Raw genomic sequence first — 14,151 nt, 5'->3', positions numbered from 1 at the left:
TCTTGTCTGGAGAACTGAAGGTCCCGATGAATCGCACATTCGCCTTTCCCGTCGCCGTGATGGTCAGCCTGCTCGGCAGCATCGTCGTCGAGCCGTCCTACGCCGCCGGCATGAATACGCAGAAATATTCCCCGGACTACGATAAATGCATGGACAAATCCGGTGGCGTCACAGCCGAGATGCTGGATTGTGCGTCCGCTGAACTGTCGCTGCAGGACAAGAAGCTGAACGCCGCCTACCAGACGCTCATGCGCAAATCGACGGACGAGGAGAAGACCGCGCTCCGCGATTCTCAGCGGGGTTGGCTGGCCTACAGGACCGCCTCCTGCAAGCTGACGATGATCTTCGGAGGAGGTGGAACCATGGACCTGATCGCCGCCTCGAGCTGCAATCTCGATGAGACGGCGCGGCGGGTGTTCTTCCTGGAAAGCCTGCTCGCCGAGTAGGGCCGTCCGACCGAAGGCATCGGCAATGGCGCATTCGTCCAAGCGGTGACGCGAATCGTCAATCCGACTCGGCGCCTTGCTTCCATAGCTCGGACCATCTCCCTCCCGAACAGGATAGCCTTCCATGCCCTTCGTCACGACCAAGGACGGCGTCGAGATCTTCTACAAGGATTGGGGTTCCAAGAGCGCCCAGCCGATTATGTTTCACCATGGCTGGCCGCTCTCCTCGGACGATTGGGACGCGCAGATCCTGTTCTTCCTGCAGCACGGCTACCGGGTCGTGGCGCATGACCGACGCGGTCATGGCCGCTCGGCCCAGGTCGATAGCGGCCATGACATGGATCACTACGCCGCCGACGCCTTCGCGGTGACGGAAGCGCTGGACCTGCGGAACGCCGTGCATATCGGTCATTCCACCGGCGGCGGCGAGGTCGCCCGCTATGTAGCGAGGCACGGAGAGCCGGCCGGACGCGTGGCCAAGGCCGTGCTGGTCTCCGCGGTGCCGCCGCTGATGGTCAAGACGGAAGCCAATCCCGAAGGCCTGCCGATCGAGGTGTTCGACGGGTTCCGCGCGGCCACCGCCGCGAACCGCGCGCAGTTCTTCCTCGATGTGGCGAGCGGGCCCTTCTACGGGTTCAACCGCGACGGCGCGACGGTGCAACAGGGCGTGATCCAGAATTGGTGGCGCCAGGGCATGATGGGCAGCACGAAGGCCCATTACGACGGCATCGCGGCGTTCTCAGAGACCGACCAGACGGACGATCTGAAAGCCATCACCGTGCCGACGCTGGTCCTGCATGGGGACGACGACCAGATCGTTCCCATCGCCGATTCTGCGCTGAAATCGGTCGAACTCCTGACCAATGGCACGCTCAAGACCTATCCCGGCTTTCCGCACGGGATGCTCACCACCCACCACGACGTCATCAACCCCGACCTCCTCGCCTTCGTAAAAGGCTGATCCGGGTTTTCGCGACGGCGGTCACGCCGTCGCGTCCCTCGTCGACCGCCCCGTCAGCGCCTGCTCCAGCGAGCGGATGATCGTGGCGCCGTCGCAGGGCTTGCCCAGGAAGTCACTGGCGCCCGCCGCCAGAAGGGTTTCGCGCAGGGCCTCGGTCGGGAACGCCGTCACGAAGATCACCGGCACCCGCGATCCCAGGGCGCGCAGACCCTTCTGCATCTCAACGCCGGTCATGCCGGGCATCTGCACGTCAGTAATGACACAGTCGGGCGCGTCCGAGGAACAGGTAGCCAGGAAGTCGCGGGCCGAGGCATAGATGCGGGCGGTGTAGCCGAGGGAGCGGACGAGGCTTCCGGTCGCCACGCGCACGTCCTCGTCGTCGTCGACGATCGCGATCACAGGCGGAGCTGGCATTCCACTGACCTAAGGGTTCACCGCCCGGTCCCCGTGATCGGGGAGGGTTGGCCCAGGCCGAGATATGGCCCCTCGCGCCGTGGGTTGGAATCATACGGAGGTTTGCCGGGCCCCACCTTTCGGCAAAGGCCGGCAGATCGGTCACCGCGTCGGCGCACCGCCGGCATGGGAGATCCCGAGGGACTCGGCACTCCGAACCAGATCGGCCAGGGAGCGCGCCTTCATCTTGCGCATGACGTGGCGCCGGTGGATCTTCACCGTGATCTCGCTGAGGCCGAGATTGCCAGCGACCTGCTTGTTCATCAGGCCGGCGGTGACCTGCGCCATCACCTCCCGCTCCCGCGCAGTGAGGGTCTCGTAATCGGCCCTGAGATCGTCGAGGGCCGCATGCGCGCTGCGCTGGACCGCGTCGCGCGCCAACGCCGTGCCGATCGCGTCGAGAAGATCCTGTTCTCGGAACGGCTTGGCGAGGAAATCGACCGCTCCGGCCTTCATGGCTTTCACCGTCATCGGAATATCGCCGTGCCCGGTCATCAGGATCATAGGCAGATCGATCCCCAGGGCGCCGAGCTGAGTCTGGAACTCGAGGCCGCTCACGCCCGGCAGGCGGACATCGACCACGAGGCATCCGGCGCCCAGGGGACGCGGCGCGGCGAGGAACTCCGCCACCGACGCGAAGGCAGCGCAGGTAAGATCGATGGAGCGGAGAAGACCCGATAGGGCATCCCGGATATCCGGGTCGTCATCGACGACGAACACGGTCTGCCTCGCAATCGATGCGCGTGCCGGCCCTGCCGCATTACCTCGGATCATGATCCCCTCTCGGCCGTCATCGGTATGGTGAAGTGGAAGGCGGCGCCCGGACCATCGTCGCGATCGTGATGGCCACCGATCCAGAGGCGACCGCCATGCGCTTCGACGATCGAGCGGCAGATCGCCAGTCCCATGCCCATCCCGTCCGCCTTGGTGGTGAAGAACGGCTGGAAGATCCGTTCGACGGCCTCCGCCGCGATTCCCCGCCCGCTATCGGCGACAGTGACGCGGACATGCTCGGTCCCGTCCGGGGCGACGCGGATGATCAGGAGACGGGGCCGCCCGATGACCGTCGCCATGGCCTGGATGGCATTCACCATCAGGTTGATGAGCACCTGCTGCAGCTGAACCCGGTCGCCATGGACCGGCGTCACGTCGGCCGCCACGTCACGCACCAATCGCACGTCATGGCGTACCATCTCGCGTTCGACGAGAAGTACGGCTTCCCCGATCATCTCGCGCAGATCGAGCCAGTCGCGCGGGGGCGGCGCCTTGGCGAGGAAAGTGCGGATCCGCGAGACGATCTCGCCGGCGCGGGTGCCGCTCGCCACGACCCGCGTCACCGCGGCCGAGACTTCGCCGAGATCCGGCGGGCTCCGCTTCAGCCAGCGCAACGCCGCCTCGCCATTGGTCACGATGGCCGCGAGGGGCTGATTGACCTCATGGGCGATGGAGGCGGTGAGTTCGCCCAGCGTCGTCACGCGCGCCGTATGGGCGAGCTCGGACTGAAGCGCCAACAGCGCTTCCTGCGCCTGCTTACGCTCGGTGATGTCGAGGGCGAAGACCAGCACGCACTCGAACCCATCCGCATGGGACGGAAAGGTGATGCCGAAGAGGATCGGCACCCGCTCCCCCGAAAGCGAGCGGATCACGGTCTCCCCCTCGAAGAAGGTCTCGCCCCGCGCCAGCGCCAGCAACGACTCGACGAAGGTCGGCTCGTCTTCGAACAGGAAGGCGTCGAGGGATTGCGGCGCTGCGGCGCCCGTATCGGCTCCGATCAAGCGCCGCAATTCGGCATTGGCATCCACGATGGTGACGCTGCGGCGCAGGTCGCGGACGACCTCCGGATGATCGTCGAGATAGGTGCCGAGGGACATCCCCGAATCGCGCGGGACCGCGTCGATGACCGCCTTCACCTGGCGCCAATCCTGCTGCAGGATCGCCACGCGGGCCGTGTCGAAGATGGTACGGTAGCGCCGCTCGCTTTCCGCCAGGGCGGCGTGGGCGCGCTTGCGCTCCGTGATGTCGGTATTGGTCTCCAGGACAGCGAGCGGCTGACCATCCGCATTGCGCTGGAGCGACCAGCGGCTCTCGACGACGACCCTGGCGCCCGACCGCACCGTCTGGACGAGTTCACCCTCCCACCGCCCGTTCCGCATCAGCGCGTCCCGGATAGCCGCCTCCCCATCCGGAAAGGCCGTACGCAAGAGGACGTGCACGTTGCGCCCCCGAACCTCGTCCCGGCGCCAGCCATAGAGGTCTTCCGCGGCGCGATTCCAGAACGTCACCGTGTCGGTGGGCGTACGCACGAAGATCGGATCGTGGGTGAGTTCGAGCAGTTCGGCCTGCTCCGCGAGGATGCGGGCTGCGGATTGATTGCGAAGCACCAGGAGCGCGCTGATCGCGATGGCCGCGAGGCTGACCAGGGCGCGCAGCAGCGCCGAGTCACTGTCGAACAGGCGATGCGACAGGAAATAGGCGACGGCCGTTAGGATGAGACACCCGGACGCCGTCAGGATCACCCCGTTCCGCTGGAATGCTCGCGCGGCGATGAGCACGACGACCACGTAAAGCACGGCCACCGCGCCTTCGAGCGGCGTGAACGCGTCGACGAGGAAGATGACCAGGGCGAGGCCGAGGGCGACGATGCCCAGGATTCCGCCCGGTCGCCGGCCCTCCGGCGGGGCGGCGGGGCGGAAAGGCGAGGGGGCCGCTACGACAGGCGCGTCCATCGCCCCTCCGCGGCATCGACGGCGCCCCGACGCACCCTGTCGTCCGGTCGCCCGGCTAACGGCACCGTCACGGAGAATAGCGATCCCGTACCCTCCACGGACCGAACCGTGATCCTGTGATCCAAGGCCAGTGCCGTCTGGCGCACGATCGCCAGGCCGAGGCCGAGACCCGGCTGGGTATGCTCGCGCCCGCCACGGTCGAAGGCGTCGAAGATCGTTCCGCACCGGGACGACGGAATCCCCTCGCCCTGGTCGTACACCGCGATCGCCAGATGCTGCCCACGCCTGCGGCATCCGATCAGAACGGTCCCGTCGCAGCGGGAATATTTGATCGCATTGCCGATGAGGTTGCGCAGGATCGCCATGAGCATCGTCGGATCGGTGTCGACCATCCTCGCCGATGGCCGGAAGCGAAGCGTGATCCCGCAGGCACGAGCATGACCGCCCCACTCCGCCTGCAGTTCCTCGAACATGTGGCGCAGGCATACGGCTTCGCGTCGGATCACCGGCCCGTTGCGGAGTTGCGATGAGCGCGCGAGGTCGTCGAGCTCGTGTCCCAGCCGGTGAAGCGCGCCCGTTGCTATGCCGAGGCGAGCGGCGACCTCCGGGTCGGAGCTGCGCTGCAGCGCGCGCTCAATGGCCATGACGGCGACCTGGAGCGGCTGCTTCAGGTCGTGCCCAGCCACGGCAAGGAGACGGGACATGGCGGCACAGGCCGTCTCGGCGCTCATACCGGCCTCCACCCGTCCCGCCGGGCTCTGCGCATGAACGGCCTGAAGCATCGTCATCTCCCCATTCCCGGTGGCCTGGACGGCGGATGAAGCCTCGGCCGTTCGAGCGAACCATGAAGCGTGACCGGATGCCTGTGAACTATACTGTCGTTTACTACAGGGGTCACCGCGCGGCGCTCATACGGGCCATGATGGAGCGTGGCCCGGCGCATGCCCGTCCCTGATGCCGCGCGCCGCCGGACGGCTGCGCATCCGTCCGGCATCCAAGTCGCCATAAGTCGCCCCGCTCGTCTTGCACGTATGGTCCGTGTTTTGAACGATCCGCGTTCACCTCGAGAACACCTCTCCAACCGCGCGCACCATGGATCGCCGGACGCGAATCAATGAGACCTCCTGCTGATTCCGGTCGTTCGGTCAGACACCATTCCCGATCGTCGGCGAGTGGGTGGTCGCCGGGAATTGGCACCGGCCCATCCAAAACATCGCGCGATCGGACAAGCCAAGTGGCATGCCGTCCTGCAGCTACGGCAGTGACGACGGGACGAGACACTATCCGGGGCAGGAATGGCCCCTCCGGATTCGACGGCACGGAGTGATCCGAGATGACCGACACCAACCTCGCGGCGGGCACCGACGGCGACGAGCGCACGGCGCAGACCTTTCCCCGCCTCAGCGATGAAATGGAGCGCCGGGTGGCCGGCTACGGCACAGAGGAGATCCTGCCGGAGGGTAGCCTCATCTTCACCAGAGGGCAGCGGCGGGTGGATTTCTTCCTCGTCCTCGCCGGCCGGATCGAGATGTTCGAGACCGACCATGACGGGGTCGACCGGGTCTTCGTGGTGCACACCGAGGGGCAGTTCACGGGCGAACTCGACCTGTTCAACGACCGGGAGATCCTGGTCTCGGGGCGCACCGTGGTGGAGACGCGTGTGGTGCGGATCGATCGCGCCGCCTTTCGCCGCTTGGTCACCGCCGAGCCGGATATCGGCGAGATCATCATGCGGGCCTTCATCCTGCGCCGGGTCGGCCTGATCCGCCATGGGCGGGGAGGCGTCGTGCTGATCGGTCCCGGTCACCAGCGTGAGACCCTTCGCCTGGAGCGCTTCCTCGTCCGGAACGCCTACCCGCACCGCATCCTCGACACAGCGGGCGACCCGGCCTCCCGCCACGCCCTGGACGGATTCGGCCTGATCGAGGCGGACCTGCCGGTGGTGATCGCTCCGGGCGCTGCGGTGATGCGCAATCCTACGAACGCGGCACTGGCGGACGCGCTGGGGCTGACGGAAGCGATCGACCCCGGCCGCATCTACGATGTCGCGGTGATCGGCGCCGGACCGGCGGGCCTCGCCGCTGCGGTCTATGCCGCCTCGGAAGGGCTCGACACCATCGTCATCGAAGGGCTGGCACCCGGCGGTCAGGCCGGCACCTCCTCGAAGATCGAGAACTATCTCGGCTTTCCAACCGGGATCTCCGGTCAGGCGCTCGCCGGCCGCGCACAGGTCCAGGCGCAGAAGTTCGGGGCGCGTCTCGCGATCTCCCGCATGGCGACGGGGCTCGATTGCGGCGGGTCACCCTTCCGGGTGATCCTCGAAGATGGCACCGCCGTCCCGGCGCGCGCCGTCATCGCCGCCACCGGCGCCCGCTATCGCCGCCTGGATCTGCCGCGCTACGCGCATTTCGAAGGGCAGGGCATCCATTACGCCGCCACAGCCATGGAAGCGCAACTCTGCACCGGCGAAGCGGTGATCGTCGTGGGTGGCGGTAATTCGGCCGGTCAGGCCGCAATGTTCCTGTCCCGCACGGTGGCGCATGTCCACCTTCTCGTGCGGGCCACCGGTCTCGCCGCGACGATGTCCGATTATCTCGTGCAGCGGATCGCGTCGTCGCCGCGCATTACCCTGCATACGCAGACCGAGATCACCGCGCTTCTCGGTGAAGACACCCTGACATCGGTGACATGGACCGACCGGTCGAGCGGGATCAGTGAAACGAAGGCCATCGGCAACGTCTTCGTCATGATCGGTGCCTTGCCGAATACCGGATGGCTCTCGGACTGCCTCGGTCTCGATCCAAAGGGATTCGTTCCGACCGGCCTGCGGAGCGACGGGATGCCGGCCGCGTCTCCCTATGCCACAACGGTCCCGGGTCTTTACGCCGTCGGCGACGTTCGCGCGGGCTCGGTGAAGCGCGTCGCATCCGGGGTGGGCGAGGGATCGGTGGTGGTCCAGGCGGTCCACGGTTTCCTGCACCCGGAGCCCTGAAGGCACAGAGGCGAAACGCCAAGCCCGAGACCGGCGGGGGAGGGCTATGGCCGACAGGCTTTGGCTGGATTTGGGCCGGCTTCAGCGCGTTCGGACAGAACGTTTCCCACTCTGGACGCCGGATGCATGGCCGCCGTCAGGGAAAACGGAGCGGAGGACCGAATGGACCACTTGCTGGCCATTCGGTCCTCCGCCCTGAATCTCACCTAACCTCGGATCTCACTTGGCCTCAGATCTCACGTAACCTCGGATCTCACTTGGCCTGCAGATCCATCTTACGGCCGACCTGCTGGCGATCGGCCTCGACGGCCACCGGCGCCACCGCCTTCCCCGGGGCGTCGATGCGGTCCCGCGCTCCGGCGGCGTCGAGCCCCGCCGGAGGCGTGTGGGATTGCGCGAAGGGCACGGTCGATGCCAGCGCGAGGATGGCTGCGAGACAGGGTCTGATCAGAAGGTTCATGGCCGCTCTCCCCGGAAATGACCGCGTTGCCGCGAGGCGATGAAAGCTCAGTCGGCGGGACCGCCCGACGTCGTGCCGAAATTCGGCACCGCGTGGTTCGTCTCGTCGGCGTTGCCGCCCTTGGCCGAGCTGTCGATGGTCCGGGACGCCTGCGGCTCATGACGGGATTGCAGGGAACCGGTCCCGTCCAGGTCCACCTGCTCGACGGTGCTGCGGGCCGGATGACGATCCGGCATGGCGAGGGCAGGGGCCATCAGGCCAAGCTGCAGGAGGGCGACGGAAGCAAGATGCTTGATCATGGTACGTCTCCGGATGTCAGACTGGTTTCGGGTCAGAACGGAGCCGCTCGATGTCTTCGCCGCGGCCCTGAGTTCATGCCCAGATCTTAATCCTTCCAAGCAACCTGAATACTATACGGCAGATCATCCGATCGATGCGTTGGTTAAACCGTCTCATACGAAGGTTTCGGCTTGCGCTTGCTCCGGCAGAACGGTGTTCACCGTAATGACGGCTCGACCCTTCGGCCGCTCAACGCTGGCGCGTGGCCACGATGCCGAGTTGATCCGCCATGCGGACGAGGTCGGCGAGGGACCGGGCCTGCATCTTCTCCATGACCCGCCTCTTGTGAACCTTGGCGGTGATCTCCGTGATGCCGAGATCGGCGGCGATCTGCTTGTTCATCAGCCCCCCGATGGCGCATCGCATCACGTCGTTTTCCCGTGGGGTCAGCATGGAGAACCTGGCTGCGAGTTCGCCCTGTGCGCGCCGATCGGCGAGGGCGGCGGCATCGGCTTCGAGCGCCTTGCGGATCGCGGCGAGCAGCACGTCCGCGATGAAGGGCTTGGTCAGGAACTCGACGGCGCCGCCCCGCATGGCACGGACCGACATGGGGATCGTGCCATAGCCGGTCAGGAAGATGATCGGCACCGTATTGCCGTCCGCGCGCAACATTTCCTGGACGGCCAGTCCGCTCTGTTCGGCGAGCCGCACGTCGAGCAGGATACATTCGGGTGATTGACGCAGGAGCGAGCCCGACAATCCGCTCGGATCCGCGTGACCGACTGCTGCCAGCCCATCGGACATACAGAGGCGGACCAGCGCTTCACGCAGCACAGGGTCATCGTCGACGATATGAATGGTCGCTTCGGGCATTGGTCTCGCGGGCGCGAATACGCTCGTCTCATACACGAATTGCGTAGCGCCTCGACTGCAAGCTTCGCACAGACCTATTATTATCGTGCGCCATACCGCAATCCCAGGGCGACCACCTCACCGTCAGGGAAAGGATCACGCATCGGAGATGGGGAGCGTGATGTGGAACGCGGCGCCTCCACCCGGCGCGGCATCGACACGGATGTCGCCCCCATGGGCATCGATGAGGTTGCGGCAGATCGCGAGGCCCATGCCCATGCCATTCGCTTTGGTCGAATGAAACGGCTCGAAGATCCGCGCGCGCCGCTCCTGCGCGATGCCGGGGCCCGTATCGCTGACGGTGACGGCGACGAAGGCGGCCTCGCGGCGGATGGCGACCAGGATATCCCGGCGTCCGGCGCTGTCCGTCATCGCCTGCGCCGCATTGAGGAGCAGGTTCACGAAGACCTGCTGGATCTGGATCGGATCGGCCGCGATGAGCGGGATCTCACCGTCGGCGGCAATGTGGACCGTCGCGCCGTGGACACGGATCTCGCGCTCGATCAGCAGATTGGCGTCCCGCGCCGCCTGTAGCGGATCGACGGGGGTGAACAGGCGGGGCGCGTTGCCGAGATAGGATCGTGTGCGGGAGATCACGTCTCGGGCGCGGATCGCGGCGCCGACCACGTCGTCGAGGGCTGCGGACGCCGCCTCGACATCCGGCTGGGGCCGTTTCAACCAGCGCAGGGCGGCTTCGGCATTGGCGACGATCACCGCGAGCGGGGAATTGACCTCGTGGGCGATCGACGCGCTCAAAGCTCCCACCGTGGTGATCCGCGATGATCGTGCGAGCTCGCTATCGGCCACGGCGACGTTCGCCTGCGCCTGCTTGAACCCCGTGACATCGAGGGAGGTGACGATGATCTCGGCGAACCCGTCGAGATCCTGCGGCAGCATCGCGGTGAAGAGCGTATCCCCCTCGCTTCCATCGGCCCGGACCACATGCGCTTCCGAGCGGAAGAACCGATCGCCGCGGCCGAACGCGACGAGCCACTGGACGAAGGTCTGGTCTGTCGAGGGCAGCAGCCGATCGAGCGGGCCGAGATAGGCGCTCTTGTCAGTGGCCCCCGTCTCCTCGAGGGTGAAGGCGTTCACGTCCGTGACGATCACCTTGGCACACAAAGCGCGGAGTTCGTCCGGACGGCTGGCGTAATAGCACTCGATATCGGTCACGCCCGCATGGCGCAGTTCCATGACCGCCCGGGCCGCCTCCGTCCAATCCTCGCGCCACATCGAGATCCCGGCCCGCTCGAAGATGGCAGCGAAGCGCGCCTCACTGCGTTCGGACGCGGCTCGCATTCGCGCGATGCTCAACATTGCGACCGCAAGCGCCAGAACGCCGCCCGCTCCGATGACGAGGGCCGCCATCGTGGATGACGCCGCGGCCGCCCAACCGGCGAGCCCCGCCAGGATGACGGGCGGGAGCGTCACTCCGGCGGCAAAGCCGAGCCCGGTGGGGTGCAGCTTCCGGCGACGGGCCGGACCGGCTCGCATCCAGGCGGGTGGGTCTCCCGAGGTCGGTCGATCCGCTCCGGGCGAGGCGGACGCCCGGCTCGGCCACCGCGAGAAGACCTGCCGCATTCGCTCGTCCGCCTGGCTTCGCCGCGATGTCGGGCACTGCTCGTCTGGTATCCGATACACCTGTATAATAGCCGAGTTCGCGCGCGGCTTGCACGTTGCCGGCATGGATTTTCACCGTCACGGCGCACACAAGTTCCCGAAAGCGGGTCTCTTCGCCTCCTCGGCGGGCCGGCAATGGAACGGCGTCGCCGCGGAGTTGCGGTCTCATCCGGCCGGCGACCTGCCCGCCATCGTCCCGACCCAGATGGAGATCACGCTCGCGGTCCGGCGCAGCCCCGATGCTCATGTCAGCCGCAAGGGCGCCGGGATCCGGCAGCGGACGCCGGTGGAGAGCGGAACGATCTGGCTCTGTCCCATCGGGGTCGGGGAGGACGACATCAACATCTCGGCGCCCCTGGACGAGATCCTCCACATCTATCTGCCGGCGGAGCGTTTCGACCATCTCGCCGCCCTGTATGGCGACGCGCGCATCCGTGCCGATGCCGTGCGCTATCTCGCCGGCGTCGAGGATCCGCTGCTCGTTCAGATCGGCCTCTCGATCCATCAGGAACTGATCCGGGAAAGCTCGGCGGGCCGCATGATGGTCGAGGCTGCCGCCCTCGCCCTGACGGCCCGGATCGCGCAGGCCTACGGTCACGACCGACCGGAAACGCGAGCGCGCCCCGCCACGGACGCCGCATCCCCGGACCGGATCAACCGCGCCGTCGCCTTCATCCGCGACAATCTCGAACGGGACCTGTCCGTGGCCGAGATCGCCGCCGTGGCTTGCCTCAGCCCGTTCCACTTTACCCGCATGTTCAAGCGCGTCACCGGGAAAACGCCCTATGCCTTCGTCAGCGAAGAAAGACTGAAGCGCGCACGCCGATTACTGATCGAGCGCAAAATATCCCTGACCGACGTCGCCCTGTCCTCCGGGTTTTCCAGTCAGGGCTCGTTCAACACGGCATTCAAGCGCGCTGTCGGTCGGACACCCGGCGAGTATAGGCAGCATTATTCATAACCCCTCGCAATCCGGACAGCAGGATATGCGAAGTCCACGGCAATTCGGCGAAATACGAGAGCGGCCTCAGCGATTTAAATGATCTCCATGGTGAATGGGGAAACAGACATGCACGTGACGCCTGTCCACGAACCGGCAAAGCAAGCTCTCGCGCGCCCGGCCCCGGCATCCGCCCGCCCTCGCGCAAGGCAGCATTTTCGTTTCGAGCGAACTCCATGCGATCCAGTTGGCCCATCGAGAATCCGGCTCGGCGACTGGTCCGAGGGGGCCATCGTGCTGATGTCCAGGGACGGCGTCGGAAGCGCGGTCCGGATCGACCGGGTCGATGCGCTCGTTCTCCAGATCCGGCTCGACGAGCCACCGACGCCTTGGAACCACGTCGCGCTCCTGGACCGTGCGGATGGTCAGCCACAGATGCAGCTGCGCGCAGGCGAGGCGATCCTTCATGACCTGCGTCAGCCCCGCCTGTTGCGGGCTCCGGCGCGAACCCTCCAGATCGGGCTCGATCGCCAGATCCTGACGCAGGTGGCCGAGGATCTGAACATCCACGATGCCGATCCCGTCGAGGAATTCCTACCGGTCTACGGAATGGTGCTGGCGGACCCCGCCTTGTATCATCTCGCCGTCAGTGTCGGAGAAACCCTGGATCGGGGCGATCGCTGGGCCGGGGCCATCCGCCGCCAGTTGACCCATGCGGTGGCGGCCCATCTCCTGGGAACCTATACGCGGCTCAAACCCGCGCCCGAGACCGTTCGCGGCGGCCTGGCTCCCTGGCAGCTTCGTCGCGCTCAGGACCGGATCCGTGCCGATCTCGCCCAGGCCATCGACCTCCGGGCGGTCTCGGAATCCTGCGGCCTGTCCGTCAGCCACTTCGCGCGCGCCTTTCGCCAATCCACCGGCATCGCGCCCCATTCCTGGTTGACGGGGGAGCGCATCGCCCGCGCCAAGGTCATGATGCGGAGGAAGGATCGGACGCTCGCCGACATCGCCCTGGCCTGCGGCTTCGCCGATCAGAGCCACTTCACCCGCGCCTTCGCAAAAAACCAGGGCACGACTCCGGGACGCTGGCGTCGCCTGATGGAACCGGAGGCGCGGCACGCCACGATGCCGTGACCGCCGGAGCCCAAGGGGTTCCCTCAGGGCATCCTGGGGACGGCGCCGTTCAATCTTCGTCATCGTCCTCCGGAACGATGTCGCTGAACGGCACGGTCAGCACGCGGCGCGCATTCGCGTCCTCGACCTCGAAGGAGCAGGCGAACCAATCCCGCACGGCAAACGAGCGAGATCCAGCGACCAGCTCGCGGGCACATTGCAACGCATGCTGGCGCGCGGCGTCCAGATCGGCCAGTTCATCTCCCTCCGGATCGACTGCCAGCTTGCCGAGGCCCGCACCATAGCGAAGGTTGAAGAAGTACCGGGGCATGTCAGGCGCCTTCGATCAGGCGGGCATACTCGGCCTCGGGCGTGCCGTAGCTGCCATTGGCCATCTCCTCCAAGAGCTCCCGATCCAGCACGGTGATGCGCCCGCGCCGAGCCCGGATACGACCGGCCCCTTCGAGCTGCTGCATGGCCAGGGTGACGCCTGAGCGCCGCACGCCCAGCATCATCGACAGGAACTCGTGCTTGAGCAGCAGTTCATCGCCTTCTGCACGATCGTGGCACATGAGCAGCCAGCGTGCGAGGCGCACCTCGATCTCAAAGGTGGCGTTGACGATCGCCGTCTGCCGCACCTGGATCATCTCGGTCAGAACGTAGCGGAGGAGCAGCTTGCGGAGGGTCGGGCTCTCGTCCACCGCCGCGCTGACGATCCCGGCGCGGATCGACAAGGCGTGACCCGCCATCTGCACGAAGTGCCGGTAGGGGACACGGTCCGAGCCGAGCAGCACATGCGACGCACCGACCACGCCCTCTCGGCCGATGATCCCGATCTCGACCCGGCCGTTGGTACCGTCGGCCGTAATCGAACCGAGACCGCTCTCCAGGAAGTACAGGTACTCGGTGCGGATATTGGCTTCGATCAGCGTCTGATCGACCAGCAAGTCAACGGGTTCCAGATGAGACTGGAGCCGGGCGAAATCCTCACCGATCATGACCTTCAGCAGGCGATTGCGCACGGCAGATTGCTGGATGTGAGCCATGGGCCCTTGCCTCCTCGTCGGAGCAAGAGCTCGGCGTCTCTTAGCCGCCTACGCTCGGACATCGTTGCAGGCGATCCCTAAGTCATGGCACGGACAACAGATGATCTCAATAACATTTGGCAAACTGTCATAGATTAACCGAAGCTGACCAGCGTATCCGACGTAAGTTCGATGCCGCACCGGACGCTTTGTTTTGTTTACTG

The 14,151-nt window shown here is 66.2% G+C and carries 15 protein-coding genes; 5 read left to right on the top strand and 10 right to left on the bottom strand.

All coding sequences use genetic code 11. The annotated features are described in order from the left end of the window. The first annotated feature begins 26 nt into the window (after positions 1 to 26). Both ASF32_RS08560 and ASF32_RS08555 read left to right on the top strand, forming a co-directional pair. Entirely contained in the window at positions 27 to 446 is a 420-nt protein-coding gene (locus ASF32_RS08560) for a lysozyme inhibitor LprI family protein (RefSeq protein WP_056426401.1), read from the top strand. A 124-nt stretch (positions 447 to 570) separates the two neighbouring features. Next, complete coding sequence (locus tag ASF32_RS08555; RefSeq protein ID WP_056426397.1) at positions 571 to 1,407, top strand: alpha/beta hydrolase; 837 nt, start codon at positions 571 to 573, stop codon at positions 1,405 to 1,407. A gap of 21 nt (positions 1,408 to 1,428) precedes the next feature. Here ASF32_RS08555 and ASF32_RS08550 read toward each other — a convergent pair whose 3' ends face one another. From ASF32_RS08550 to ASF32_RS08535, 4 genes are all read right to left on the bottom strand, one after another. Further along, complete coding sequence (locus ASF32_RS08550) at positions 1,429 to 1,821, bottom strand: response regulator (protein WP_056426393.1); 393 nt, start codon at positions 1,819 to 1,821, stop codon at positions 1,429 to 1,431. Between the two features lie 141 nt (positions 1,822 to 1,962). Further along, positions 1,963 to 2,634, bottom strand: a complete 672-nt coding sequence (locus ASF32_RS08545) for a response regulator transcription factor (protein WP_056426391.1) — start codon at positions 2,632 to 2,634, stop codon at positions 1,963 to 1,965. Then, positions 2,631 to 4,586, bottom strand: coding sequence for an ATP-binding protein (locus ASF32_RS08540; RefSeq protein ID WP_056426388.1), 1,956 nt, complete (start codon positions 4,584 to 4,586; stop codon positions 2,631 to 2,633). Before ASF32_RS08540 ends, ASF32_RS08545 begins: the two co-directional genes overlap by 4 nt. Continuing rightward, positions 4,568 to 5,368: a HAMP domain-containing sensor histidine kinase gene (locus ASF32_RS08535; protein ID WP_082470221.1), complete on the bottom strand. Its 801-nt coding sequence runs from the start codon at positions 5,366 to 5,368 to the stop codon at positions 4,568 to 4,570. Before ASF32_RS08535 ends, ASF32_RS08540 begins: the two co-directional genes overlap by 19 nt. A 551-nt stretch (positions 5,369 to 5,919) precedes the next feature. On the opposite strand from ASF32_RS08535, the gene ASF32_RS08530 reads away from it, so the two are divergent. Next, positions 5,920 to 7,578, top strand: a complete 1,659-nt coding sequence (locus tag ASF32_RS08530; protein WP_056426385.1) for an FAD-dependent oxidoreductase — start codon at positions 5,920 to 5,922, stop codon at positions 7,576 to 7,578. Between the two features lie 253 nt (positions 7,579 to 7,831). Here ASF32_RS08530 and ASF32_RS08525 read toward each other — a convergent pair whose 3' ends face one another. The 4 genes from ASF32_RS08525 to ASF32_RS08510 form a co-directional block, all read right to left on the bottom strand. Further along, positions 7,832 to 8,038 carry a hypothetical protein gene (locus ASF32_RS08525; RefSeq protein ID WP_056426382.1) on the bottom strand — a complete coding sequence of 69 codons (207 nt, stop codon included), beginning with the start codon at positions 8,036 to 8,038 and terminating at the stop codon, positions 7,832 to 7,834. A gap of 47 nt (positions 8,039 to 8,085) precedes the next feature. After that, positions 8,086 to 8,337, bottom strand: coding sequence for a hypothetical protein (locus tag ASF32_RS08520; RefSeq protein ID WP_056426378.1), 252 nt, complete (start codon positions 8,335 to 8,337; stop codon positions 8,086 to 8,088). 229 nt (positions 8,338 to 8,566) lie between these two features. Next, the gene (locus ASF32_RS08515) at positions 8,567 to 9,190 is read right to left on the bottom strand and encodes a response regulator (RefSeq protein ID WP_056426375.1); all 624 of its coding nucleotides are present in this window, start codon (positions 9,188 to 9,190) and stop codon (positions 8,567 to 8,569) included. Between the two features lie 135 nt (positions 9,191 to 9,325). Then, complete coding sequence (locus tag ASF32_RS08510) at positions 9,326 to 10,723, bottom strand: ATP-binding protein (protein ID WP_056426371.1); 1,398 nt, start codon at positions 10,721 to 10,723, stop codon at positions 9,326 to 9,328. Positions 10,724 to 10,913: 190 nt separating this feature from the next. On the opposite strand from ASF32_RS08510, the gene ASF32_RS25725 reads away from it, so the two are divergent. Both ASF32_RS25725 and ASF32_RS08500 read left to right on the top strand, forming a co-directional pair. Next, entirely contained in the window at positions 10,914 to 11,810 is an 897-nt protein-coding gene (locus ASF32_RS25725; protein WP_056426368.1) for an AraC family transcriptional regulator, read from the top strand. Between the two features lie 279 nt (positions 11,811 to 12,089). Further along, on the top strand, positions 12,090 to 12,923 hold the full coding sequence (locus ASF32_RS08500; protein ID WP_056453239.1) for a helix-turn-helix domain-containing protein: 834 nt from the start codon (positions 12,090 to 12,092) through the stop codon (positions 12,921 to 12,923). Between the two features lie 49 nt (positions 12,924 to 12,972). Here the strand turns inward: ASF32_RS08500 and ASF32_RS08495 are convergent, their stop codons facing one another. Together ASF32_RS08495 and ASF32_RS08490 are read right to left on the bottom strand one after the other, a co-directional pair. Further along, positions 12,973 to 13,233, bottom strand: a complete 261-nt coding sequence (locus ASF32_RS08495) for a hypothetical protein (RefSeq protein ID WP_056426362.1) — start codon at positions 13,231 to 13,233, stop codon at positions 12,973 to 12,975. A 1-nt stretch (position 13,234) separates the two neighbouring features. Then, positions 13,235 to 13,948, bottom strand: a complete 714-nt coding sequence (locus ASF32_RS08490) for a Crp/Fnr family transcriptional regulator (protein ID WP_056426359.1) — start codon at positions 13,946 to 13,948, stop codon at positions 13,235 to 13,237. Positions 13,949 to 14,151: the final 203 nt, after the last annotated feature.

This window comes from Methylobacterium sp. Leaf91, assembly GCF_001422815.1.
Taxonomy (GTDB): Bacteria; Pseudomonadota; Alphaproteobacteria; order Rhizobiales; family Beijerinckiaceae; genus Methylobacterium.
This window is presented reverse-complemented; position numbering and strand designations above follow the sequence as displayed.